The organism is Rhodococcus sp. PBTS 1 (genome assembly GCF_001620025.1).
In the GTDB taxonomy this organism is placed as follows: Bacteria; Actinomycetota; Actinomycetes; order Mycobacteriales; family Mycobacteriaceae; genus Rhodococcoides; species Rhodococcoides kroppenstedtii.
This window is the reverse complement of record NZ_CP015219.1, coordinates 2206248-2229652: the sequence shown is the minus strand read 5'-3', so window position 1 is coordinate 2229652 and position 23405 is coordinate 2206248. Positions and strand designations below refer to the sequence as shown.

Annotated in this window: 19 protein-coding genes; 15 read left to right on the top strand and 4 right to left on the bottom strand. The window is 70.6% G+C overall.

What is annotated here, in order from left to right:
* Window positions 1–26 precede the first annotated feature (26 nt).
* The 3 genes from A3Q40_RS10035 to cofD are packed head-to-tail and all read right to left on the bottom strand — an operon-like array spanning window position 27 to window position 2889.
* On the bottom strand, window positions 27–593 hold the full coding sequence (locus A3Q40_RS10035) for an NUDIX hydrolase (RefSeq protein WP_068101936.1): 567 nt from the start codon (window positions 591–593) through the stop codon (window positions 27–29).
* Window positions 590–1930 (bottom strand): coenzyme F420-0:L-glutamate ligase, encoded by a 1341-nt coding sequence (locus A3Q40_RS10030; RefSeq protein WP_068101934.1) that lies wholly within the window; start codon window positions 1928–1930, stop codon window positions 590–592. Before A3Q40_RS10030 ends, A3Q40_RS10035 begins: the two co-directional genes overlap by 4 nt.
* A complete protein-coding gene (gene cofD, locus A3Q40_RS10025; protein WP_068101932.1) occupies window positions 1927–2889 on the bottom strand; it encodes a 2-phospho-L-lactate transferase in 963 nt (320 codons plus the stop codon). The genes A3Q40_RS10030 and cofD overlap by 4 nt, the downstream gene beginning before the upstream one ends.
* 601 nt (window positions 2890–3490) lie before the next feature.
* Between cofD and A3Q40_RS10020 the strand changes: the two genes are divergently transcribed.
* The gene (locus A3Q40_RS10020) at window positions 3491–3763 is read left to right on the top strand and encodes a WhiB family transcriptional regulator (RefSeq protein WP_139203833.1); all 273 of its coding nucleotides are present in this window, start codon (window positions 3491–3493) and stop codon (window positions 3761–3763) included.
* Between the two features lie 38 nt (window positions 3764–3801).
* Here A3Q40_RS10020 and A3Q40_RS10015 read toward each other — a convergent pair whose 3' ends face one another.
* Window positions 3802–4221, bottom strand: a complete 420-nt coding sequence (locus A3Q40_RS10015) for a metallopeptidase family protein (protein ID WP_235606587.1) — start codon at window positions 4219–4221, stop codon at window positions 3802–3804.
* A 188-nt stretch (window positions 4222–4409) separates the two neighbouring features.
* Here A3Q40_RS10015 and A3Q40_RS10010 point away from each other — a divergent pair, with 188 nt between their 5' ends.
* The 14 genes from A3Q40_RS10010 (at window position 4410) to secA (ending at window position 23397) form a co-directional block, all read left to right on the top strand.
* Window positions 4410–4829, top strand: coding sequence for a DUF3499 domain-containing protein (locus A3Q40_RS10010; protein WP_201132823.1), 420 nt, complete (start codon window positions 4410–4412; stop codon window positions 4827–4829).
* A gap of 218 nt (window positions 4830–5047) precedes the next feature.
* The gene (locus tag A3Q40_RS10005) at window positions 5048–6415 is read left to right on the top strand and encodes a phosphomannomutase/phosphoglucomutase (RefSeq protein ID WP_068101926.1); all 1368 of its coding nucleotides are present in this window, start codon (window positions 5048–5050) and stop codon (window positions 6413–6415) included.
* Between the two features lie 84 nt (window positions 6416–6499).
* Window positions 6500–7660: a hypothetical protein gene (locus A3Q40_RS10000; protein WP_068105835.1), complete on the top strand. Its 1161-nt coding sequence runs from the start codon at window positions 6500–6502 to the stop codon at window positions 7658–7660.
* Between the two features lie 73 nt (window positions 7661–7733).
* Window positions 7734–8984: a mannose-6-phosphate isomerase, class I gene (gene manA / locus A3Q40_RS09995; protein ID WP_068101925.1), complete on the top strand. Its 1251-nt coding sequence runs from the start codon at window positions 7734–7736 to the stop codon at window positions 8982–8984.
* A 150-nt stretch (window positions 8985–9134) separates the two neighbouring features.
* Complete coding sequence (locus tag A3Q40_RS09990) at window positions 9135–10643, top strand: amino acid permease (protein WP_068101923.1); 1509 nt, start codon at window positions 9135–9137, stop codon at window positions 10641–10643.
* A 169-nt stretch (window positions 10644–10812) separates the two neighbouring features.
* Window positions 10813–12024 (top strand): alkane 1-monooxygenase, encoded by a 1212-nt coding sequence (locus tag A3Q40_RS09985; RefSeq protein ID WP_201132820.1) that lies wholly within the window; start codon window positions 10813–10815, stop codon window positions 12022–12024.
* 59 nt (window positions 12025–12083) lie between these two features.
* Window positions 12084–13613: an adenosylhomocysteinase gene (gene ahcY, locus A3Q40_RS09980; protein ID WP_068101921.1), complete on the top strand. Its 1530-nt coding sequence runs from the start codon at window positions 12084–12086 to the stop codon at window positions 13611–13613.
* Window positions 13614–13645: 32 nt separating this feature from the next.
* Window positions 13646–14329 (top strand): dTMP kinase, encoded by a 684-nt coding sequence (locus A3Q40_RS09975; protein ID WP_068101919.1) that lies wholly within the window; start codon window positions 13646–13648, stop codon window positions 14327–14329.
* 4 nt (window positions 14330–14333) lie between these two features.
* Window positions 14334–15011 carry an MtrAB system response regulator MtrA gene (gene mtrA / locus A3Q40_RS09970; RefSeq protein WP_068101917.1) on the top strand — a complete coding sequence of 226 codons (678 nt, stop codon included), beginning with the start codon at window positions 14334–14336 and terminating at the stop codon, window positions 15009–15011.
* Window positions 15012–15093: 82 nt separating this feature from the next.
* A complete protein-coding gene (gene mtrB / locus A3Q40_RS09965; protein ID WP_082834124.1) occupies window positions 15094–16722 on the top strand; it encodes an MtrAB system histidine kinase MtrB in 1629 nt (542 codons plus the stop codon).
* Window positions 16719–18494, top strand: a complete 1776-nt coding sequence (lpqB, locus tag A3Q40_RS09960) for an MtrAB system accessory lipoprotein LpqB (protein ID WP_068101913.1) — start codon at window positions 16719–16721, stop codon at window positions 18492–18494. Before mtrB ends, lpqB begins: the two co-directional genes overlap by 4 nt.
* A gap of 61 nt (window positions 18495–18555) precedes the next feature.
* The gene (locus A3Q40_RS09955; protein ID WP_068101911.1) at window positions 18556–19233 is read left to right on the top strand and encodes a ComF family protein; all 678 of its coding nucleotides are present in this window, start codon (window positions 18556–18558) and stop codon (window positions 19231–19233) included.
* 218 nt (window positions 19234–19451) lie between these two features.
* Window positions 19452–20258: a ribosome hibernation-promoting factor, HPF/YfiA family gene (gene hpf, locus A3Q40_RS09950; protein ID WP_082833856.1), complete on the top strand. Its 807-nt coding sequence runs from the start codon at window positions 19452–19454 to the stop codon at window positions 20256–20258.
* Between the two features lie 190 nt (window positions 20259–20448).
* Window positions 20449–23397: a preprotein translocase subunit SecA gene (secA, locus tag A3Q40_RS09945; RefSeq protein WP_068101909.1), complete on the top strand. Its 2949-nt coding sequence runs from the start codon at window positions 20449–20451 to the stop codon at window positions 23395–23397.
* Window positions 23398–23405 lie beyond the last annotated feature (8 nt).

Genomic DNA, 23405 nt, shown 5'->3' with positions numbered 1-23405 from the left:
GCGGGGCTTCACCCGGCCGGCGACGATCAGCGGGAGTTCGCCCGCTCGATCATCGCGCGGAGGGCGTCGCGCTCGGCGCCCTCCGGGCCGTTCGGCAGAGCGTCGATCGGCCACCAGCGCAGGTCCGTGGACTCCGCGCTCCGCACGGCGGTGACGTTCTCCGCATCGGCGGCGGCGCGCACGACGAACCGGAGGTCGAGGTGCCGTGTGGGCACGCCCAGCGAACACGTGATCGGGTGGGTGTGCGCGTCCAGCAGGTCCGGCTCCAGCGTCAGGTCGTCGATCCCGCTTTCCTCCCGCGCCTCGCGCAGGGCGGCGTCCCGGACGGTCGCGTCGTCGGGTTCGCAGTGGCCGCCCAGTTGCAGCCACCGTCCGACGCGCGGGTGCAGCGTCAGCAGGACGTTGCGCCCGGTCCGGTCGAGGACCACCGCCGACGCCGTGATGTGCCCGGCGGCGCTCTCGCGCAGGCACGCTCGCGGCTCGGCGGCGAGGAACGCCAGCATGGTGTGACGGACGGAGTCGGCTGCGGGGTCGTCGGTTCGCCACTCGGTCAGCACGCGCGTGGCGGACACGTGCAACGACTCTGCGCTCATCGCTTCACCAGCACGTCGTCGATCGAGCCGTTCGGTCGCGGAGTCGGCGGCTCGGCGGGAACCCCGATCGCGACCGCGCCGACGGGCAGCCACGACTCCGGGAGGTCGAGGACGGAGCGCACCTCCTCGGGGGCGAAGATCGTGGAGCCGATCCAGCACGAGCCGAGGCCCCGGACCGACAACCCCACCAGGAACGCCTGTACCGCCGCGCCGGCGGCCACCGTGAACATCGTGCGTTCCGCGCCGCGCCGACGGGCGTCGGGATACTCGTGTTCGCCCTCGGGGACCAGGAAGGGCAGGACGACAGCGGGTGCGTCGCGCAGGATGCGGCCCCGGGCGACGCGGGCGTCCACCGAACCCGCGGTGCGGGGATCCGAGCTCAGGTCGTGGCGCCAGCGGCGCTCCATCGCGTCGAGCAGAGCCGTGCGCCGCTCGGGATCGAGCAGCTCGACGAACCGCATCGGACGCGTGTGGTGCGGCGCCGGGGCGGTGACGGCGTCGGCGACGGCGTCTCGTACCGCGGCCGGGTCCACCGGGTCGGCGGTGAAGGCGCGGATGGATCGTCGGCCGGGGACGGCCGCCCGCGCCCCGCGCGCCATCGCTTCCTCGGTGCCGAGCCAGAACAGGTCGTCCTCACCGGGTCGCACGAGATCGCGTGCGGTCGAGCCGTCGTCGGTGACGGTGAGACCGCGCACCACCGCGACGGGAACCCCGCCCAGCTTGCCCTTGACCAGATCGCCCGCCGCGGCCAGCTCGTCCGCGAGCGCCACCTCGGTCACCAGCAACTCGTTGCCCTGGCCGTCGCGTTCGCCGGCGTACCCGTGGAGCACGGGGAGACCGGCAGCGCCGATCGCGTTGTCCGTCTGGCCGTTTCGCCACGCCCGACCCATGGTGTCGGTGATCACGACGGCGACGCGGACGCCGAGGCTCGCGCGCAGATCGTCGCGCAGGCGCCGGGCGGAGACGTCCGGATCCTCGGGCAGCAGAGCCAGCTCGTCGCCGACGACGTTCGATCCGTCGATGCCCGAGGCGGCCTGGACGATGCCGAGCCGGTTCTCGGTGATGAGCGTGCGTCCGCGTCGGGCGAGGACGCGTACGGCTTCCTGCTCGACCAGCCTGCGGCGCAGCGCGTCTCGCGCGTCGGGATCGGCCGGCGAGACCACCAACCGCCCTTCGGCCTTGGACACGATCTTGCTGGTGACCACCAGGACGTCCCCGTCCCGTATCCAGGGCGCGGCGGTCGCCAGCGCGGCGCCGACGTCGTCACCCGGCCGGAATTCGGGCAGGCCGGTCACGGGCAGGATCTCGACGGTCCCACCGGGAGCGTGGTCGCTCACGCCACGCCTGCCGCGCTCAGTGCTGCGCGCACCATCTCGGCGGTGGCCGACGGATCGGACATCAGCAGGGGGACGGCTCGGACGGTGACGCCGGGGACGTCCGCGGTGTCACCCTCGTCGACGAGCCAGGCGTCGAGCAGGCCGGTGCCGCTGCGCGCGCCGTAGTGTCGCCCGATGCCCTCGGCGGAGGTCTCCACGCCGATGACCGAGAGACACTCGTCGGCCATGCCCCGGAGCGGACGACCCGCGATGACCGGGGAGAGGCCCACCACCGGCGCCGACGTGGTCCGTAGCGCGGACCGCATGCCGGGGACGGCGAGGATCGCGCCGATGCTCACCACGGGATTGGACGGGGCCAGCAGGACGACGTCGGCTCCCGAGATCGCGTCCAGCACACCGTCGGCGGGCGTGGCCTGCTCCGCACCGATGTAGGCGAAGCCGTGCGTGGGGACCGCCGCGCGATGGCGAACCCACCACTCCTGGAAGTGAATTGCCTTGCGGTCGTCGCCGTCGGAGTCCGGATCGGTGATCACGACGTGGGTCTCGCATCGATCGTCGGTGACGGGCAGCAGTCGGACACCGGGGGACCACCGGACGCACAGTGCCTCGACGACAGCGGACAGCGGATACCCCGTTCGCAGCATGCGAGTGCGTACCAGGTGAGTGGCGATGTCCCGATCGCCGAGACCGAACCAGTCCGGCTGCGCGCCGTAGGCCGCCAATTCCTCCTTGACGCTCCAGCTTTCGCCGCGACGCCCCCAACCGCGCTCGACGTCGATGCCGTCCCCGAGGGTGTACATGCAGGTGTCGAGGTCCGGTGTGATGCGGAGGCCGTGCATCCAGACGTCGTCCCCGACGTTGACCACGGCGGTGATCTCGTCGCCGTCGCCGAGCAGTTCACGCACGCCTTGCAGGAAGCGCGCACCGCCGACGCCGCCCACCAGAACAGTCACCTTCATGACCGTCGACCCTAGGCCCTCGCGTCGCGGAGGCCGTCGCGCGGTGACGGTGTTTGCCCGCGGCGACGCTCGGGTAGTAGGCCGGGGTGAGACGGGGGTGGCACCGGGGTTCGATGAGCGAACACACCGGGGTCTCCGCGTGCCCGGATTTCGCGGGGCGTGATGGTATGGGAAAAACTGCGCTCCGCTTGACCGCGACACACCGTGGCGTGTCTAATCACAGTCATGTCATTACCGGTTCGGGCGGTGGAATCGCTTGCAGCGAACCATCGTTCGAACACGTGTTCGCTCGCCTCGGCGCGAGTGCTCGCATCGCGATCCGGCTTCACGGTCGATCATCGACACCAGTGACCGACACCGACCGCACCGCCGCTGCCAGGCGGGACGCGAAGAACATAAGGAGGCGGACGTGATGCCCGACCACCAGCACTCGAACTCCGGTCTGCAGGATCGCGCCGGCCTCCGCGTCGCGCCCGACGACGCCGTCGAGTCGATCACGGGGCTCGACCTCGACCTGGCCGACGACCTGGCCGACGATCTCGAGGGTGACCCGATCGAGGCGTCCGAGGTCGACGTCGATCCGCCGCTCGTCACTCTCGGAATGCCCACGGCGGCACCGCAACCCGGCCTGGTTCTGGTCGACGGTGCGGACGAGGACGATCAGTGGCAGGAGCGCGCGCTGTGCGCGCAGACCGACCCCGAGGCGTTCTTCCCCGAGAAGGGCGGCTCCACCCGCGAGGCCAAGCGGATCTGCCTCGGCTGCGAGGTCAAGGACGAGTGCCTCGAGTACGCCCTCGCGAACGACGAGCGCTTCGGTATCTGGGGCGGTCTCTCGGAACGCGAGCGTCGTCGCCTCAAGCGCGGCATCGTCTGACCGAGCGACCCGACTCGGTCCATCGCGCCGGGGTCGACTCAGTCCATCGCGTCGGGGTCGACGACGTCGGGCGTGACGCCCAGATACGTCGCCACCTGCTCCACCAGCACGTCGTGCACCAGGTCGGTGAGGTCGTGCATCGACCTGGCCCGCCGCTCCAGCGGACGGCGGAACACCACGATCCGCGCGCGCACGGTCGCCCCGCGGCTGTCGACTCCCGCCGGGATGAGCCGCGACAGCGGAACCGGCCCCTCCGCCACCACTTCCGGCGGCCACGTCACCGAGGACGGATCGACGGCCCGGATCTTGGGCACGTCGTCGACGGCGATGTCGAGCTTGAGCAACCGGTCGTGCCACCGACGCTCGATCGGCGCGAAGGCGTCGAGCACCGCCGCATCGAACTGCTCGGACCGGGACCGGCGTCCGGGAACGGAGTCGGGGAGCAGGACCCCACGCATGCCGCGCCCACGCCGGGCCGCCGATCGCGACGTGGACGGTCGGGTGCGGTCGGAACGCGACGGGCGTGCGGGATCGGGGTACGACGACACTCGCGTCATGCTACGGCCCGGCGCCGGCACCGGTGCACGCCCACGATCCCGTCGTGTCGGCTGTTCCCCCGCGTGTCCCGCGGGTTAGGGTGCTGGCTGTGAGAGCTGTGCGGGGATGTTGCCGACCGGGGTGCAACCGACCGGCCGTGGCGACGTTGACCTACGTCTACTCCGATTCCACCGCCGTCGTCGGTCCGCTGGCGACGGTGGACGAACCCCACTCCTGGGACCTGTGCGAGGTGCACGGCTCGTCCATCACCGCCCCCAAGGGCTGGGACATGGTCCGGTACGAGGGCGGTTTCGCCACCTCCGGACCGGACGAGGACGATCTCACCGCGCTGGCCGAGGCCGTCCGCGAGGCCGGCGCCCGCGATCGCGTGTCCGCGCGGCCCCTGCCGAACGCGGGGCCGGCGTCCACGCGGACGGACGGCGAGGGCGTCGGAAACGTACCGGTGATGCCGACCGCGCGCACGGGTCGCCGCGGCCATCTCCGCGTTCTCCCCGATCCCTCCTCCTGATTCGATCCTCCGGCTCGTGACGGGCCCGCGGCCACGAGTGGACCCGCCGCGGTTCTCCCGCGCCTGCCCCTCCCGACGGCTTGCCGGGCGTTAGGCTCTGGCGTACCCACCGAACCCCGTGTGGGTAATTCGCCGACGGTGGCGCCCGACGCACCCGGCGTTCGTCGAGATCCGGTGCGTACCGGCTCGTTCCCCCAAGACACCGAGGAGAGAATGACGTGGCTCGATCAGCGGACCTGGTCACAGCGGTCATCAAGGCGTACGACGTGCGGGGCGTCGTCGGCGAGCAGATCGACGAGGACTTCGTCCGGGACGTGGGGGCGTCCTTCGCGCGGCTCGTCGGGTCCGAGGGAGCCGGCCGTGTGGTGATCGGTCACGACATGCGGGACTCCTCCCCGGCTCTCGCCGCGGCGTTCGCCGACGGTGTCGTCGCACGCGGCCTCGACGTCGTGCACATCGGACTCGCCTCGACGGATCAGCTCTACTTCGCGTCGGGCCGATTCGACTGTCCTGGTGCGATGTTCACCGCCAGCCACAACCCCGCCCGGTACAACGGCATCAAGCTCTGCCGGGCCGGCGCGAAGCCGGTGGGCCAGGACTCGGGGCTCGCGACCATCACCGCCGACGTGATCGAGGGGATGCCCGCGGCCGACGGTCCGCGCGGGGAGATCACCACCCGCGACGTCCTGGGCGACTACGCGGAATTCGTCCGGACGCTGGTCGACATCACGTCGATCCGACCGTTGTCGGTCGCGGTGGACGCGGGCAACGGAATGGGCGGGCACACCGTCCCCGCCGTGCTCGGCCCCGGGCCGCTCACCGTGCACCCCTTGTACTTCGAGCTCGACGGCACCTTCCCCAACCACGAGGCCAATCCGCTGGAGCCGGCCAACCTCGTCGACCTGCAGGCGTTCGTCCGTGAGACGGGTGCGGACATCGGCCTGGCGTTCGACGGCGACGCCGACCGGTGTTTCGTGGTCGACGAGCGCGGTGAACCGGTGTCGCCCTCGGCGATCACCGCCCTCGTGGCCGAGCGCGAACTCGCCGCGCACCCGTCGTCGACGATCATCCACAACCTCATCACGTCGCGGTCGGTACCGGAGCTCGTCGAATCCCTGGGTGGCCGCCCGGTGCGCACCCGGGTCGGTCACTCCTTCATCAAGGCGCTCATGGCCGAGACGGGCGCGGTGTTCGGCGGCGAGCACTCGGCGCACTACTACTTCCGCGAGTTCTGGGGTGCGGACTCGGGCATGCTCGCCGCCCTGCACGTGCTGGCGGCCCTCGGCTCGCAGGACGCGCCGCTGTCGGAGCTCATGGCGCGCTACGAGGTCTACGCCGCGTCCGGCGAGATCAACTCCACCGTCGACGACGCCGCGGAGCGCACGCGCGCGGTCGTCGACGCGTTCGCCGATCGGACGGTGTCCGTCGACCGCCTCGACGGGGTGACCGTCGATCTGGGTGATCACGCCTGGTTCAACCTGCGCGCGTCCAACACGGAACCGTTGCTGCGCTTGAACGTCGAGGCTCCGACGACGGCCGACGTCGACCGGTTGACGACGGAGATCCTGGGCATCGTTCGGGGGTGAACCGGGTACACGCCTGGCATGGTGGAGTGAGAGCACACAGTCGCGAGTCCCGTTCGAGCGTGGGAGGTGGGTGAGGTGGTCGAGATGCCGACGACCGTCCCGGCGACGCCGGTCGACCTCGACGACGCCGAGGCCGTGGCGCGCGCCGACCGCGGCGGGGTCCTGCGATCGGCCGCTCTCGCGGGAGCGCAGATTCGCGCGACCGCGGCGGCGGTCTCCGAGGGCGCGCTGTCCCGGCTCGACGGGGCGCGGCCGCGGGCGGTGGTGATCGTCGCGCCGTCCGGTCCTGCACGTCGGGCCGCCGGGCTGCTCTCCTCCCTCGTCGCCTCCGCGGGCGTGCCGGTGGTCGTCGCCCCGGCGACTCCGCCGTGGGTCGGTCCGCTGGACGTCGTCGTGGTCGCCGGGGACGACGCGGGTGACCCCGTCCTCGCGCGCTCCGTCGACAGCGCGGTCCGCCGCCGCGCCGACGTGGTGGTGACGGTTCCCGACGAAGGACCGGTCGCCGACGCCGGCGCCGGTCGGGTGCTCGCCCTGCCGCCGCGGGTGCGGGTCCTCGACATTCACGGGTTCGCCCGTCACGTGGCCACGATGACGGCGGTGCTCGCCGCCGTCGATCCCGCATTCGCCCCGGGGGATCTGGCCGACGTCGCCGACGTGGTCGACGCGGAGTCGGCACGGCATCACGCGTCGATCGAGGTGTTCCGCAACCCGGCGAAGTCGCTGGCGTCGCGCGTGGCCGGACGACGCGTGCTGGTGACCGGCGACGGCGTCGCCGCCACCGAGTTGGCTCGCCACGGCGCGTCGGTGCTGCTGCGGACCGCGGGTGTCGTCGCGGCAGCGAGCGAACTGGCCGACGCCGTCGCGGTGGTGCACGAATTCGGCGCGCTCGATGCGCCCGGGAGCGGCGGCGCCGCGCAGGACTACGACCCGCTCTTCCACGACGACCAGATCGACGGTCCGAGGCCGACCGAGCCCGTCCGCATCCTGACCGTCTCGATCGACCCGGACGACTCCTCGGTGCGTCGCCGCGTCGCCGTTCTCGGCGAGGTGGACGTCGTGCGGGCCGACGACCTGTCCGGCGACGCCGCGCCCGAGCTGCGCCCGACGCCCGAGTTCGGACCAGTGGGCCCCGGCGCGATCGCCCCGTCCGGAGGGGAAGCGGCGACGACGGTGCGGCACTGCCTCGTCCTCGCCGCGCGGCTCGAGGCGGCCGCGGCGTACGTCCAGCTCGCCGGCGGCCGATGACGGCCGCCGAACCAGACTTCTGCACCGTCGTCCGACCGGACGACGGTTCGACGGTGACGACAGGCGGTCGACGGTGAACCTTCTCGACGGTGCGGCGAGGTCCTACGCCTGGGGGTCGCGCACGGCCCTCGCGGAATTGCGAGGGCTCGCGTCGCCCACCCGGCATCCCGAGGCCGAGTTGTGGTTCGGCGCGCATCCGGGCGATCCCGCGCAGCTGGTCACCGAGACCGGTCCCACGTCGCTGCTGGACGTCATCGACCGCGATCCTGCCGGTCAGCTGGGGGAGGCCGTCGCCGAGCGCTTCGGATCACGGTTGCCGTTCCTGGTGAAGTTCCTCGCGGCCGAGGAGCCCCTCTCGCTCCAGGCGCATCCGTCGCTGGACCAGGCGCGGGAGGGTTTCCGGCGCGAGAACGCCGCCGGTGTGCCGATCGACGCGCCGGTCCGGAACTACCGGGACGCCAGCCACAAGCCCGAGTTGGTGGTGGCACTCACGGAATTCGACGCGTTGGCCGGCTTCCGCCTGCCCCGCGAGACGATCGAGCTGTTCGCCCTGCTCGGCGCCGAGGAACTGGCCCCCTATCAGCGGATGCTGGAGGACCAGCCGGACGCGACGGGTCTGCGCACGCTGTTCACGTCGTGGATCACGCTGCCGCAGCGCGCCCTGGACGCGGTGCTGCCCGCGGTGCTCGACGCCTGTGTGCGGGCGCTCGAGCGTGCGGAGACGACGAGCGATCGACGCTTCGTTCCCGAATTGCGGACGGTGCTCGAACTCGGGGAGTACTACCCGGGGGATGCAGGTGTGCTCGCCGCGCTCCTGCTCAACCGCGTCACCCTCCGGCCCGGCGAGGCGCTCTATCTCGATGCCGGCAATCTGCACGCGTACCTGCGCGGGACCGCCGTGGAGATCATGGCCAACTCGGACAACGTGTTGCGCGGTGGCCTCACACCCAAGCACGTCGACGTGCCGGAGCTCCTGCGCGTGCTGGACTTCGAGCCGTTGCCCTCCCCGGTTCTCGAGGCGCGGACGCTGCCGGACGGCTCGGTGCGCTACCCGACGCCGGCACCGGAATTCGCGCTCACCCGCGTCGACCTGCGGAGCGGATCGTCGGCCGCCGACTCGGCGCCCTACGCACTCGAGTCCGTGGACCGCCCACGCATCCTGCTGTGCGTGCACGGTCACGTGCAGGTCCGCGCGGGCGACCGAACGCTCCCGCTCGAACGCGGACACGCCCTGTGGGTGGCCGCGACCGACCCGGCTCCGGAACTCTGCGCGGCGACCGACGACGCCACCGTCTTCGTCGCCGCGGTGGGATCGGTGGACTGACCGGTTCTTCCGCCGTCGGCCAAACCGGGGCCGTCACGCCCGACCGTGTGACGCACCGAGCACCCGTTGGTCCGTTGTGACGCCTCCCCGTGTGACGATAGGGCGCACAGCGCCGTCGACGACGGCGCGCGGACGCGAAGGAGCACGCCGGTGACGAGTCACGGCAAGGGTGCGACGGGGGAGCCGGTGAGCGGCTCCGGACAAGGTCTTCGGCGGACCAAGTCGATCGAGCAGTCCATTCGAGACACGGACGAGCCCGACACCAAACTCAAGAAGACTCTGAACTCGTGGGACCTCACGGTGTTCGGCGTGGCCGTCGCGGTGGGCGCCGGCATCTTCACCCTGACCGCGCGCACGGCCGGCAACGTGGCCGGTCCCGCCGTGTCGCTCGCGTTCGTCTTCGCCGCGATCGCCTGCGGTCTCGCGGCCCTGTGCTACGCGGAGTTCGCCTCGACCGTCCCGGTCGCCGGCAGTGCGTACACGTTCAGCTACGCCACGTTCGGCGAGTTCATCGCCTGGATCATCGGGTGGGACCTCATCCTCGAGTTCGCGCTCGCGGCGGCGGTCGTCGCCAAGGGATGGTCGCTCTATCTCGGTGAGGTGCTGGGAACGGCCTCGCCGGTCGCGACCATCGGCGGACTCGACGTGGACTGGGGCGCCCTGCTCATCGTGGTCGTGCTGTCCGTACTGCTGGTGACCGGAGTGAAGATCTCCTCGCGCGTCTCGCTGATCATCACCGCGATCAAGGTGGCCGTCGTGCTGCTCATCGTCGTGGTCGGTGCGTTCTACATCAAGGCGGCCAACTACAGCCCGTACATCCCGCCCGCCGAGCCCGCCGAGAGCGAGACCGGGCTGACCCAGTCGCTGTTCTCCTTCGTCACCGGGGCCGAGGGCAGCAACTTCGGGTGGTACGGCCTGCTCGCCGCCGCCAGCCTGGTGTTCTTCGCGTTCATCGGCTTCGACATCGTCGCGACCACGGCCGAGGAGACGGTGGACCCGCAGCGGTCCCTGCCGCGCGGCATCCTGGGCTCGCTCGCCATCGTCACCGTGCTGTACGTCGCGGTCACCCTGATCCTTACCGGCATGGTCAACTACACCGAGCTGGCCGGGGACTCCTCGACGCTGGCCACGGCGTTCGAGCTCAACGGCATCACCTGGGCGCAGCAGATCATCTCCTTCGGCGCTCTGGCCGGTCTCACGACGGTGGTCATGGTGCTGCTGCTCGGGCAGTCCCGCGTACTGTTCGCGATGTCGCGCGACGGACTGATGCCGCGTGCGCTGGCCAAGACCGGCTCCCGGGGAACCCCGGTGCGCATCACCGTGCTGGTGGCCGTCGTGGTCGCGGTTCTCGCGACGTTCTTCCCGATCGGGACGCTCGAGGAGATGGTCAACATCGGGACCCTGTTCGCCTTCGTCCTGGTCTCTATCGGCGTCGTGGTGCTGCGCCGGACCCGGCCCGATCTGAAGCGCGGGTTCCGGACGCCGCTGGTGCCGCTGGTGCCGATCCTCGCGGTCGTCGCCTGCCTGTGGCTCATGCTGAACCTGTCCGTGGAGACCTGGCTCCGGTTCGTGGTCTGGATGGCGTTGGGCGTGATCGTCTACTTCGCGTACTCCCGGCGTCACTCCGTGCTCGGTCGGCAGCAGGCCGGGCTGGAGTAGTACACCTCGCGTCGGTCCTCGACCCCAGCCCTCGACCCCCGCCTTCGACCTGCGTCGACGGCGGGGGTTCGGTCGTTCGTGACGCCCCGAAACGGTCCGATGGTATGTTTCGACGCGATGTAACGATTCGATCACCCGAATCGAGCCGCCCGACGGGACGTCGGTTCGGGTGTCCGACGGGTGGGGCACCGGGGAGGAGCGCGGAACGGTGACGCGGGGATGGCGGGATCCGAAGAGGTATCTGTGGCCGCTGGGCATCCTGGCGCCGGCGTCCGCCCTGTTGCCGTCTCAGCTGGTGCTCCACACGGGGTGGCCGATCTTCTGGTGGAGCGGCGTCCTGATCTTCTTCGTCGCCATTCCGCTGCTTGACGTCACAGTGGGTGCGGACGGTAGCAATCCGCCGGACGACGAGGTCCGCGATCTCCAGCACGACCGGTTCTACCGCTGGTGCACCTTCCTGTTCCTGCCCGTGCAGTACGCCGGGTTGATCGTCGCCTGCTGGCTGGTGGCCTTCGGAACCCTCTCCACCGTCGACCGCCTGGGGTACGCGGTGTCCGTCGGTCTGGTCGGCGGCATCGGCATCAACGCCGCGCACGAACTGGGCCACCGTGTCGAGCGGGCGGAGCGCCGCCTCGCCAAGATCGCGCTCGCGCAGTGCGGCTACGGGCACTTCGTGGTCGAACACAATCGGGGCCATCACGTCCGCGTCGCGACGCCCGAGGATCCGGCCAGTGCCCGACTCGGCGAATCGCTCTACCGCTTCTTCCCGCGCACGATTCTCGGTGGTGTCCGATCGGCGTGGGTCCTCGAGCGCGATCGACTGCGTCGTCGTGGGCGGAGGGTGTTCTCGGTGCACAACGACGTGCTCACCGCGTGGGGTCTGTCGGTGGCGCTGGTCGCGCTTCTGACGCTGGTGTTCGGGCCCGTCGTGCTGCCCTTCCTGCTGGTGCAGGCGGTGACCGGCATCCTGCTGCTCGAGTCGGTGAACTACATCGAGCACTACGGCCTGCTGCGGGAACGCACCGCCACCGGACGCTACGAGCGCTGCTCGCCGCGACACAGCTGGAACAGCGATCACCTGGTCACCAACATCTTCCTCTACCACCTGCAGCGTCACAGCGATCACCACGCCAACCCGGGCCGTCGGTTCCAGACCCTGCGCAGCTTCGACGAGTCGCCGCAACTGCCCGCCGGCTACGCGACCATGGTGTTGCTGGCCGCGGTGCCGCCGCTGTGGCGTCGGGTCATGGATCCGAAGGTCGTCCGCCACTACGACGGCGACGTGAATCGGGCGAACCTCGCGCCGGGCGCTGCCGACCGACTGCGCGCTCGATACCCGGTGCGATCCACCGCCGACACCGGGGTCGCCGTCAGGGGATAGCCTGGGTCTGCGATCACCAGCCGTGTCGATCGCCAGCCGACCAGGGAGTGCCTCCAGACATGACCACATCCGAGACGACCACCTCCGAGACGCAGGCGCTCGCCGACACCTTCGGTGCGCTGCAGTCCGACATCGTGAACGGTCTCGAGTTCAAGATCGCCGACATCTCGCTCGCGGAGTACGGGCGTAAGGAAATCGGTCTGGCCGAGCACGAGATGCCCGGCCTGATGGAGCTCCGGCGGGAGTACGCCGACGTCCAGCCGCTCAAGGGCGCGCGGATCTCCGGCTCCCTGCACATGACCGTGCAGACGGCCGTGCTGATCGAAACCCTGGTCTCGCTCGGCGCCGAGGTGCGCTGGGCGTCCTGCAACATCTTCTCCACTCAGGACCACGCGGCCGCGGCGATCGTCGTCGGCCCGCACGGTACGCCGGAGGCGCCGCAGGGCGTGCCCGTCTTCGCCTGGAAGGGCGAGTCCCTCGCCGAGTACTGGTGGGCGGCCGAGCGCATGCTGACGTGGCCCGTCGCCGAGGACGGCACGGCCCGTCCGGCCAACATGATTCTCGACGACGGCGGCGACGCCACCATGCTGGTGCTGCGCGGGGCGCAGTTCGAGAAGGCCGGCGTGGTCCCGCCCGTGGACGAGGAGCGCGACTCCGACGAGTACAAGGTCTTCCTCGGACTGCTGCGGGCCTCGCTCGAGCAGGACGCGGGCAAGTGGACCGCCATCGCGGAGTCGGTGCAGGGCGTCACCGAGGAGACCACCACCGGTGTGCTGCGGCTCTACCAGTTCGCCGCGGCCGGCGAGCTGACCTTCCCGGCGATCAACGTCAACGACTCGGTGACCAAGAGCAAGTTCGACAACAAGTACGGCACCCGCCACTCGCTCATCGACGGAATCAACCGCGGCACCGACGTGCTGATCGGCGGCAAGAAGGTGCTGATCTGCGGTTACGGTGACGTCGGCAAGGGCTGCGCGGAATCGCTCGCAGGCCAGGGCGCGCGTGTCCAGGTCACCGAGGTCGACCCGATCAACGCCCTGCAGGCGCTCATGGACGGCTTCGACGTCGTCACCGTCGAGCAGGCGATCGGCGACGCGGACATCGTCATCACCTCGACCGGCAACAAGGACATCATCACCCTCGAGCACATGCGGTCGATGAAGGACAAGGCCATCCTGGGCAACATCGGCCACTTCGACAACGAGATCGACATGGCCGGACTGGAGCGCTCCGGCTCGACGCGGATCAACATCAAGCCGCAGGTCGATCAGTGGGTGTTCTCGTCGGGCAAGTCCATCGTCGTCCTCTCCGAGGGCCGTCTGCTGAACCTCGGCAACGCCACCGGTCACCCGTCCTTCGTCATGAGCAACAGCTTCTCCAACCAGGTCATCGCGCAGATCGAACTGTGGACCAAGCCGGACGAGTACGACAACGAGGTCTACCGCCTGCCCAAGCACCTCGACGAGAAGGTCGCGAAGATCCACGTCGAGGCGCTCGGCGGCACGCTGACCAAGCTCACCAAGGAGCAGGCGGAGTACATCGGCGTCGACGTCGAGGGCCCGTACAAGCCCGAGCACTACCGGTACTGACGCCGGTACCGGAACCGGAGGGGTCGACCGACGTGGGAACGCTCATCGCCGTCGAAGGCGTCGACGGCGCCGGCAAGTTCACGTTGTCGTCGCGGCTGGTCCGTGCCTGGGAGCGGGCGGGAATCGACGCGGTCCGCGTCGGTTTCCCCCGCTACGGGGAGTCGATCCACGCGGACCTCGCCGCGGAAGCACTCGCCGGCGAGCACGGCGATCTCGCCGACGGGGTGAACGCGATGGCGGTGCTGTTCGCGCTCGATCGTGCCGGCGCGGCGGCCGACCTGCGTCGGATGCTGCACCGGCACGACGTCGTCCTGCTCGACCGGTACGTCGCCTCCAATGCGGCGTACTCGGCCGCCCGCCGCCACGAGGACGCCGCGGGTCCGACGGTCGAGTGGGTCCGTTCGCTCGAGTTCGATCGGCTCGTCCTCCCGGTTCCGGACGTGCAGCTCTATCTGCAGGTGCCGGTGTCGGTGGCCGAGGAGCGGGCGCGCGGGCGCGAGCAGGCGGACGAGTCCCGGGCCCGCGACGTCTACGAGCGGGACGGTGGTCTGCAGGAGCGGACCGCCGCGGTCTACGCGGGGCTCGCCGCACGGTCGTGGGTGTCGCCGTGGGTGGTCGTCGAGAGCGGCGCGGCGGACGAGATCGAGGCGGACAGCGACCGACTCGCCGCGCAACTGGTGGATCGGACCGCAGAGTCGGACGGGATGACACGATAGGCGCATGAAGCCACGCATTCTGGTCGTCGACGACGACACGGCCCTGGCCGAGATGCTCACCATCGTGCTGCGGGGTGAGGGTTTCGAGCCGTTCGTGGTTGGCGACGGCACGCAAGCGCTGTCGGCCGTCCGCGAGAACCGTCCGGACCTGGTGCTGCTGGACCTGATGCTGCCGGGGATGAACGGCATCGACGTCTGCCGTGTGCTGCGCGCCGATTCCGGCGTGCCCATCGTGATGCTCACCGCCAAGACGGACACGGTCGACGTGGTGCTCGGGCTCGAGTCGGGCGCGGACGACTACATCATGAAGCCGTTCAAGCCGAAGGAGCTGGTGGCCCGCGTCCGTGCACGCCTGCGCCGCACGGAGGAGGAACCGGCGGAGCTGCTCTCGATCGGCGACGTCGTCATCGACGTCCCCGCCCACAAGGTCACGCGCGACGGCGAGCTGATCTCGCTGACCCCGCTCGAATTCGACCTGCTGGTCGCGTTGGCGCGCAAGCCGCGTCAGGTGTTCACTCGTGAGGTGCTGCTCGAGCAGGTCTGGGGCTACCGCCACGCCGCGGACACACGATTGGTGAACGTGCACGTGCAGCGTCTGCGCGCCAAGGTCGAGACCGATCCGGAGAACCCGGAGGTGGTGCTGACCGTGCGCGGTGTGGGGTACAAGGCCGGACCGCCGTGATCGACGCGGTCCCCGGACGAGGAGGTCGGTGATCTTCACGTCCCGTTCGCGACGGCGCATCAACGGCACGTTCTCGCCGGTGATGCGCTGGGCGCGCTCCGTGGGGGCCGCCGCCGGCCATGCGTGGCGTCGGTCGCTGCAGCTGCGGGTGGTGGCGTCGACGCTGACGCTGTCGTTCGTGGTCATCTCCGTGCTGGGAGTGGTGCTCACCGGGCAGATCACCGATCGGCTGCTCGACACGAAGATCGACGCGGCCACCAAGGAGCTCGACCGGGCGCGAGCCTCGGTGGAGAGCCAGCTCGCCGGCGACGACACCACGTCCGTCGCCAACCGTCTCGAGCTCGCCCGGAGCAGCCTGACCAGCCGAGACGGCGATACCGCGTCCGAGGGCGGATCCGCGGGAACCTTCGATCCGGTCCTGCTGGTGCGGGGCGACGGCGCTCGGCGGGAACTGTCCACGGGGCCGGCCGATCAGATCCCCGAGGCCCTCCGTGCGTTCGTGCAGGCCGATCAGATCAGCTATCAGTTCGCGCCGGTGTCCGAGCCGGGCGGGTATTCCGGGCCGGCTCTGATCGTCGGCAGTCCGACGGCCTCGGATCTGCCCGACCTCGAGCTCTACCTCGTCTTCCCGTTGGCGGGGGAGGACCGCTCGCTCGCCCTGGTGCGCGGCACGCTGTTGATCGGCGGTGCGGTGCTGATGGTGCTGCTGGCCGCGGTGTCGCTGTTGGTCGCTCGCCAGGTGGTCCTGCCGATCCGGTCCGCGTCGCGCATCGCGGTCCGCTTCGCCGACGGCCGCCTCAAGGAGCGCATGCCCGTGCGCGGCGAGGACGACATCGCGCGCCTGGCCATGTCCTTCAACGAGATGGCCGAGAGTCTGTCGAAGCAGATCACGCAGCTCGAGGAGTTCGGCAACCTGCAGCGCCAGTTCACTTCCGACGTCTCCCACGAGCTGCGCACACCGCTCACGACGGTCCGGATGGCCGCCGAACTGATTCACGACGGGTCGGACGACCTCGATCCGCTTCTCAAGCGGTCGTCGGAATTGCTGGTGGCGGAGCTGGACCGTTTCGAGACGTTGCTGTCCGACCTGCTCGAGATCTCCCGGCACGACGCCGGTGTGGCCGAGCTGGCGTCCGAGCAACTCGACCTGCGCATGTGCGCGCGGGCGGCGATCTCCACCGTGCGCCACCTCGCGCGCGAGACGGGGACGGAGTTGATCGTCGACATGCCGGACGATCCGGTGAACGCCGCCGTCGATCCGCGGCGCGTCGAGCGCATCCTGCGCAACCTGCTCGCGAACGCCCTGGACCACGGGGAGGGCAAGCCCGTCCTACTGCGGCTGCGTGCCGACGACGACGCCGCGGCGTTCGTGGTGCGCGACCAGGGCGTGGGTCTGCGCCCCGGTGAGGAGAAGTTGGTCTTCAACCGGTTCTGGCGCTCGGACCCCTCCCGCGTCCGTCGTTCCGGCGGAACGGGTCTGGGCCTGGCGATCTCGCTGGAGGACGCGCGGCTGCACGACGGCAAGCTCGAGGCCTGGGGCGAGCCGGGACAGGGTGCCTGCTTCCGGTTGACGCTGCCGCGGGTGCGCGGACGCAAAGTGGTGTCCAGCCCGTTGCCGCTGCGGCCGAGCGGGCAGCGGTATCCCTCCGGACAGCCTCTGCCCGCGGCCCGGCCGGAAGGCGTCGGGGCGTCGTCGGGGGAGCGTCGATGACCGCCGGAATCCGGTGGCGCACCCTCCTCGTTCTGCTGGCGGTCGTGGCGACGGTGGTCTCCGGCTGCGCCTCGCTGCCCACCTCGTCCGCACCCCAGGCGATCGGCACGGTCGCGCGTGGCCCCGTCGCCGAGGAGCTGCCCGAGCCCGCACCGGGCCGCGAACCCAGTCTGCTGGTCCGCGATTTCGTCAAGGCGAGCACCGACCCGACGGACCGCCACGCGGGGGCGCGGCAATTCCTCACCCCCGAGGCCGCGGACCGGTGGAACGACGGTGCCATCGCGATCGTCGTGGACAAGATCGACGTGCTCGAGGAGTCACGAACGGACGACTCCATCGAGTACACCATCCGCGCCAACCGGGTCGGTCAGCTCGACACCGGCGGGCAGTACCGGGCCGAACAGGGATCCTTCGAGACCCGACTCACGCTCGTCCTCCGCGACGGGCAGTGGCGGATCGACGAGCTGCCCTCGGGCGTCGTCATGGACCGGACGCAGTTCCTCGGCGCGTATCAGCGCAGGTCGTTGTACTTCGTCGATCCCACCGGAACCACTCTCGTCCCGGACCAGCGGTGGATCGCGACGTCGCAGGATCGGATGGCGGACACGCTGATCACGCTGCTGCAGGCCGGTCCGCGGTTGTCGCTCGAGCCGGCGGTGCGCAACGTCGTGAACGGCCTGACCACCGCGCAGGCCATCACCAAGGCCGACGGGCGGCCCACCGGTGTCGGCGTGGGCCCGGGCGGTGTTCGCGTCGACCTGCGCGGGGCGAGCCCTCTCGACAGCGCGACGCGCACCCTCCTGGCGGCCCAGATCGTCTGGACGCTGGCCCGGGCCGAGGTGTCGGGGCCGTACGTGCTGCTCGCCGACGGCGCCCCCCTCGATCCCGAGTTTCCCGACGGCTGGACCACCGCCGACCTCGCCGAGTTCGACCCGTCGGCGGTGGCCGGGACCGACGTCGGGCTGCACGCGCTACGCAACGGCAGTCTCGTCCGTGTCGGGGCGAACGCCGTCACCCCGGTTCCCGGCTTCTTCGGCACGGTCAACACGATGCGGTCGATCGCCCTGTCGACGGACGGCACCTTGGTCGCCGCCGTCTCCGACACCGGCCGGGCCGCGCCGCAACCGCCGGACGCGCTGCTCATCGGGTCCTACGGCGGGTCCGCGTTCCCGGTGGCGGAGGGCGGCACCATCACCCGGCCCACCTGGGGCCCGGACCGCGACGCAGTGTGGGCGGTGATCGACGGATCCGCGGTGCGGCGCGCGGTCCGCGACCCGGCCACCGGCCAGGTGTCGCTGACCGACGTCGAGTCGTCCGAGATCGCCGAGCTCGGCGGTCAGATCACCGAACTCCGGCTCTCCCGCGACGGGGTGCGCGCCGCGTTGATCGTCGACGGCGCGGTGTACGTCGCGGTGGTGGTGCGCCGCGCCGACGGCTCCTACTCCCTGCGCGAGCCCGAGGCGGTGGCAGCGGGTCTGGCCAGCGCCGCGCTGTCCCTGGATTGGAGCACCGGCGACACGGTCGTGGTGGCACGCGCCGCCACGGACATCCCGATCGTCCAGGTGGCCGTGGACGGGTCGCGTCTCGACGGTCTGCCGAGCCGCAATCTCACCGCCCCCGTGGTGTCCGTGGACGCGACCCCGAGCACCACCTACGTCGCCGACTCCCGCGCCGTCTTCGAGATCGACGACAGCGACCCGGCGTCCGACCGGTACTGGCGCGAGGTGCCCGGGCTGACCGGCGCGAAGGCGGTCCCGGTCCTCCCCGGCTGACGACCGTCTCGGGGCCTCGGCCGCTCGCATCCTGTCGGGGGAATCCGGCACACTGCCGCGCATGGGGGCACGGTGGTCGGCGACGGTACGGGCGGGGATCGATCTGGTGGTGCCGCGGGAGTGCGGCGGATGCGGGGCGGCGAGCGTCGCGTGGTGCGCACGGTGCGCCGAGGCTCTGGCGCAACCGCCGCGCGCGGTGCGCCCGGCGGTGACGGTCGGAGTCCCGTGCTTCGCCCTCGGCTCCTACGCCGGACCGCATCGAGCAGCGGTGGTCGCGGCGAAGGAGCGGGGTCGGCGTGATCTCGCCGTCCCTCTCGGGAGGGCCCTGGCCGACGCGATCTCGCAGCTGCGCGACGCCGGCGATCTCGATCCTGCCGAGCTCAACCCGTTGGTGCTGGTGCCCGCGCCGTCGCGTCGACGGGCCGCGCGGCGTCGTGGGGGCGATCCGGTGGTCCGGTTGTGCACGGCCGCGTCCGCCGCGTCGGCACCCGAGGTGGTCTCCGTGGCGCGAGTGCTCGAGGTCGACGGCGGCGTGCGCGACTCGGTGGGTCTGTCCGCCGCGCAGCGCGCCGAGAACCTCGCGGGCCGCATCGGCGTGCGCGCGCGGGCGCCGCGCGGGCCGGTGGTGCTCGTCGACGACGTGCTGACCACCGGAACCACAGCCGCGGAGTCCGTCGCGGCACTGCGGCGCGCGGGCGTCGGTGTGGACGCGGTGGTGGTGATCGGGGCGGTGCGCTGAGCGGCCCGGCGGCGGCCTGCTGAACACCGCGTGTGAATATCCGGCTAACGGTGGCAGACGTGCACGTGAGCGACTACGGTCGGGGCCACGCTCGATCACGTTCGACACCAGGGCAGGAGGTGATGCCTCTTCACCTGGCGCCGGGCATTCAGCGCTCCGGTGCCTCGCATGTCCCTGTGCGACAACACTGTTCGCGCAGCATCGATCGGGAGGTACGTATGACGACGTCGCCGACTACGGCAGTTCACACGACGGCAGCACAGACCAACACCCATCGGGTGCACGCTCATCCCCGCGAGACCCACGGTCCCGGGCCCGAGATCACCCGCACCACCCCGCCCGAGTCACCCGGCGCGTCCGACGCGCCCGTCGACTGGTTCGACGACGCCCCGGCCCCTGTTCCCGGTTCGTCGCCCACCGAGGCGACCGCCGACGTCGTGGTCAAGGGACGCAACGTCGAGATTCCCGATCACTTCCGAATTCACGTGTCGCAGAAGCTCTCCCGCGTCGAGCGCTTCGATCCGACCATCCATCTGTTCGACGTCGAGTTGATGCACGAGCGCAACCGGCGCCAGTCCAAGAGTTGCCAGCGCGTCGAGATCACCGCCCGCGGCAAGGGCCCCGTGGTGCGAGCCGAGGCGTGCGCGGACAGCTTCTACGGCGCCCTCGAATCGGCGATCTCCAAGCTCGAGAACCGGCTCCGCCGCACCAAGGACCGTCGCAAGGTGCACTACGGCGAGAAGCGTCCGGTCTCCGTCGCGGAGGCCACCGCGGCGCTGCAGAACACCGTCGACGCCGCGCCCGCCGAGGCGTTCGACGCTCTCGAGACCGAGCCCGTGGACGGTCCCGGCCGGATCGTGCGGACGAAGGAGCACCCGGCGGTGCCCATGACCGTCGACGACGCCCTGTACGAGATGGAACTCGTCGGCCACGACTTCTTCCTCTTCCACGACAAGGAGTCGGACCGCCCGTCGGTGGTCTACCGCCGACACGCGTTCGACTACGGACTGCTCCGGCTGTCCTGACCCGCCGAGTCCGCCGGGTGCCCCCGTCTCGTGCGGGGGTGCCCGGCGGTGTCGCGTCGGCCTCACAGCGACCTGTCAGGCGCGACGCCTACGATGAATGCGCCGAGGGTGCCGCGCGCCCCCGGTGGAGCCGACGCCCGGCGTCGACTCCGCCCGCCCCTGTACCCGAACCCGAGGACGAGTAAAGACCGTGCCGTCGTTGTCGTTGTCCAAGTTGCTCCGTGTCGGTGAAGGTCGCATGGTCAAGCGGCTGAAGCACATCGCCGACCACGTCTCCTCCCTCTCTCCGGACGTCGAGGGGCTCACCGACGCGGAGCTGCGCGGGAAGACGGACGAGTTCCGCACCCGCATCGAGGGTGGTGAGACGCTGGACGACCTGCTGCCCGAGGCGTTCGCCGTGGCTCGCGAGGCCTCCAAGCGGGTGCTGTCGCAGCGGCATTTCGACGTGCAGGTCATGGGCGGCGCGGCGCTGCACTTCGGCAACATCGCCGAGATGAAGACGGGTGAGGGCAAGACCCTTACCTGTGTACTGCCGGCCTACCTGAACGCGCTGTCGGGTGACGGGGTCCACGTGGTCACGGTCAACGACTACCTGGCCAAGCGCGACTCCGAGTGGATGGGCCGTGTGCACCGTTTTCTCGGGCTGTCGGTCGACGTGATCCTGTCCGGCATGACCCCGGCCGAGCGCCGGGCGGCGTACGCCGCGGACATCACGTACGGCACCAACAACGAGTTCGGCTTCGACTACCTCCGCGACAACATGACGCACTCGCTGGACGATCTGGTGCAGCGCGGTCACAACTTCGCGATCGTGGACGAGGTCGACTCCATCCTCATCGACGAGGCGCGGACCCCGCTCATCATCTCGGGCCCGGCGGACGCGTCCAGCAAGTGGTACGCGGAGTTCGCCCGCATCGCCCCGCTGATGAAGAAGGACCTGCACTACGAGGTCGACATCAAGAAGCGCACGGTCGGTGTGCACGAGGCGGGCGTCGAGTTCGTCGAGGACCAGCTCGGCATCGACAACCTCTACGAGGCGGCCAACTCGCCGCTGGTGAGCTACCTCAACAACGCCGTCAAGGCCAAGGAGCTCTACCAGCGCGACAAGGACTACATCGTCCGCGACGGCGACGTCATCATCGTCGACGAGTTCACCGGTCGCATCCTCGTGGGTCGCCGGTACAACGAGGGCATGCACCAGGCGATCGAGGCCAAGGAGAAGGTCGAGATCAAGGCCGAGAACCAGACCCTCGCCACGATCACCCTGCAGAACTACTTCCGCCTCTACGACAAGCTCTCCGGCATGACCGGTACGGCCGAGACCGAGGCCGCCGAGTTGCACCAGATCTACTCGCTCGGCGTCATCCCGATCCCCACCAACCGGCCGATGGTCCGAGTGGACAACGGCGACCTCATCTACAAGAGCGAGGAAGCCAAGTTCGCGGCGGTGGTGGACGACGTCGTCGAGCGCCACGAGAAGGGACAGCCGGTCCTGATCGGTACCACCAGCGTGGAGCGGTCGGAGTACCTGTCCAAGCAGTTCACCAAGCGCGGTGTGCCGCACAACGTGCTGAACGCGAAGTTCCACGAGCAGGAGGCGACCATCATCGCCGAGGCCGGGCGGTCCGGTGCGGTCACCGTGGCCACCAACATGGCCGGTCGCGGTACCGACGTCGTGCTCGGCGGCAACCCCGACATCCTCGCCGACCTGGCGCTGCGGAGCCGCGGGCTCGACCCGGTCGAGTCCGCCGAGGACTACGAGCAGGCGTGGGAGCCCACCCTCGAGGAGGTCAAGAGCCAGGTCAAGGCCGAGGCGGAGAAGGTGCGCGAGGCGGGCGGGCTGTACGTGCTGGGCACCGAACGCCACGATTCGCGGCGCATCGACAACCAGCTGCGCGGACGGTCCGGGCGCCAGGGCGATCCGGGCGAGAGCCGCTTCTACCTGTCGCTCGGTGACGAGTTGATGCGCCGCTTCAACGGGGCCGCGCTCGAGTCGATCATGACCCGCCTCAACCTGCCGGACGACGTGCCCATCGAGGCCAAGATGGTCTCGAAGGCGATCAAGAGTGCGCAGACCCAGGTCGAGCAGCAGAACTTCGAGATCCGCAAGAACGTGCTCAAGTACGACGAGGTGATGAACCAGCAGCGCACCGTCATCTACGAGGAGCGTCGTCGGATCCTGCGCGGCGAGGACATGGAGGGCCAGGTCGAGCAGATGATCACCGACGTGGTCACCGCCTACGTCGACGGCGCCACGGCCGAGGGCTACGTCGAGGACTGGGATCTCGACCAGCTCTGGACGGCGCTGAAGACGCTCTACCCGGTCGGCGTCGACCAGAAGGAGCTCACGCAGGAGAACGAGTTCGGCGAGAAGGGCGACCTCTCCCGCGACGAGCTCCGCGAGGCCCTGCTCGACGACGCCCGGTCCGCCTACGCCCGGCGTGAGGCGGAGATCGACGCGATCGCCGGCGAGGGTGGGATGCGCGAGCTCGAGCGTCGGGTCCTGCTGTCGGTGCTGGACCGCAAGTGGCGCGAGCACCTCTACGAGATGGACTACCTCAAGGAGGGCATCGGCCTGCGGGCCATGGCGCAGCGCGACCCGCTGGTCGAGTACCAGCGCGAGGGCTACGACATGTTCACCGGCATGCTCGACGGCCTCAAGGAGGAGTCGGTCGGCTTCCTGTTCAACCTGCAGGTCGAGGCCTCGGCACCGAGCCCGGCCGCGTCGGCGGGACTGCAGGTGGGCGCGGGACTGCAGAATCCGGTCGCGGCGCGCGCCGCGGCATCGGCCGCCGCGACGGGGGCCACTCCCACCCCGGCTCCGCCGGCAGCCCCGACGCCCGCCGCCGGACCCGGTGCACCCGCGGGCCGCGATGCGTCGCCGACCCGGGAGCCGGCCACCGTCGCGGCCGAGAAGACGGCGCCCCCGGCACTGCGGGCGAGGGGGCTCGACGAGCGCGATCCGTCCCGTCTGACGTACTCGGGACCGGACGAGTCCGGCGGCACCAGCGTGCGCCGGGCGTCGACCGACGGTGGGGCGGCGGAGAAGTCGACGACCACCCGGCGGGAGCGCCGCGAGGCCGCCCGCAACACCGTCAAGCCCGTCAAGCGCGGCGCGAAGTCGAAGCGCCGCAAGTAGATCGCCCG

Excerpts from the sequence above, each read along its gene's own strand:
- ahcY (WP_068101921.1), top strand. The coding sequence starts at position 12,084 with ATGACCACATCCGAGACGACCACCTCCGAGACGCAGGCGCTCGCCGAC.
- mtrB (WP_082834124.1), top strand. The coding sequence starts at position 15,094 with ATGCGCTGGGCGCGCTCCGTGGGGGCCGCCGCCGGCCATGCGTGGCGT.
- mtrA (WP_068101917.1), top strand. The coding sequence starts at position 14,334 with ATGAAGCCACGCATTCTGGTCGTCGACGACGACACGGCCCTGGCCGAG.
- A3Q40_RS09955 (WP_068101911.1), top strand. The coding sequence starts at position 18,556 with ATGGGGGCACGGTGGTCGGCGACGGTACGGGCGGGGATCGATCTGGTG.
- A3Q40_RS10035 (WP_068101936.1), bottom strand. The coding sequence starts at position 593 with ATGAGCGCAGAGTCGTTGCACGTGTCCGCCACGCGCGTGCTGACCGAG.
- hpf (WP_082833856.1), top strand. The coding sequence starts at position 19,452 with ATGACGACGTCGCCGACTACGGCAGTTCACACGACGGCAGCACAGACC.
- A3Q40_RS10000 (WP_068105835.1), top strand. The coding sequence starts at position 6,500 with ATGCCGACGACCGTCCCGGCGACGCCGGTCGACCTCGACGACGCCGAG.
- cofD (WP_068101932.1), bottom strand. The coding sequence starts at position 2,889 with ATGAAGGTGACTGTTCTGGTGGGCGGCGTCGGCGGTGCGCGCTTCCTG.
- lpqB (WP_068101913.1), top strand. The coding sequence starts at position 16,719 with ATGACCGCCGGAATCCGGTGGCGCACCCTCCTCGTTCTGCTGGCGGTC.
- A3Q40_RS10015 (WP_235606587.1), bottom strand. The coding sequence starts at position 4,221 with ATGCGTGGGGTCCTGCTCCCCGACTCCGTTCCCGGACGCCGGTCCCGG.
- A3Q40_RS10020 (WP_139203833.1), top strand. The coding sequence starts at position 3,491 with ATGCCCACGGCGGCACCGCAACCCGGCCTGGTTCTGGTCGACGGTGCG.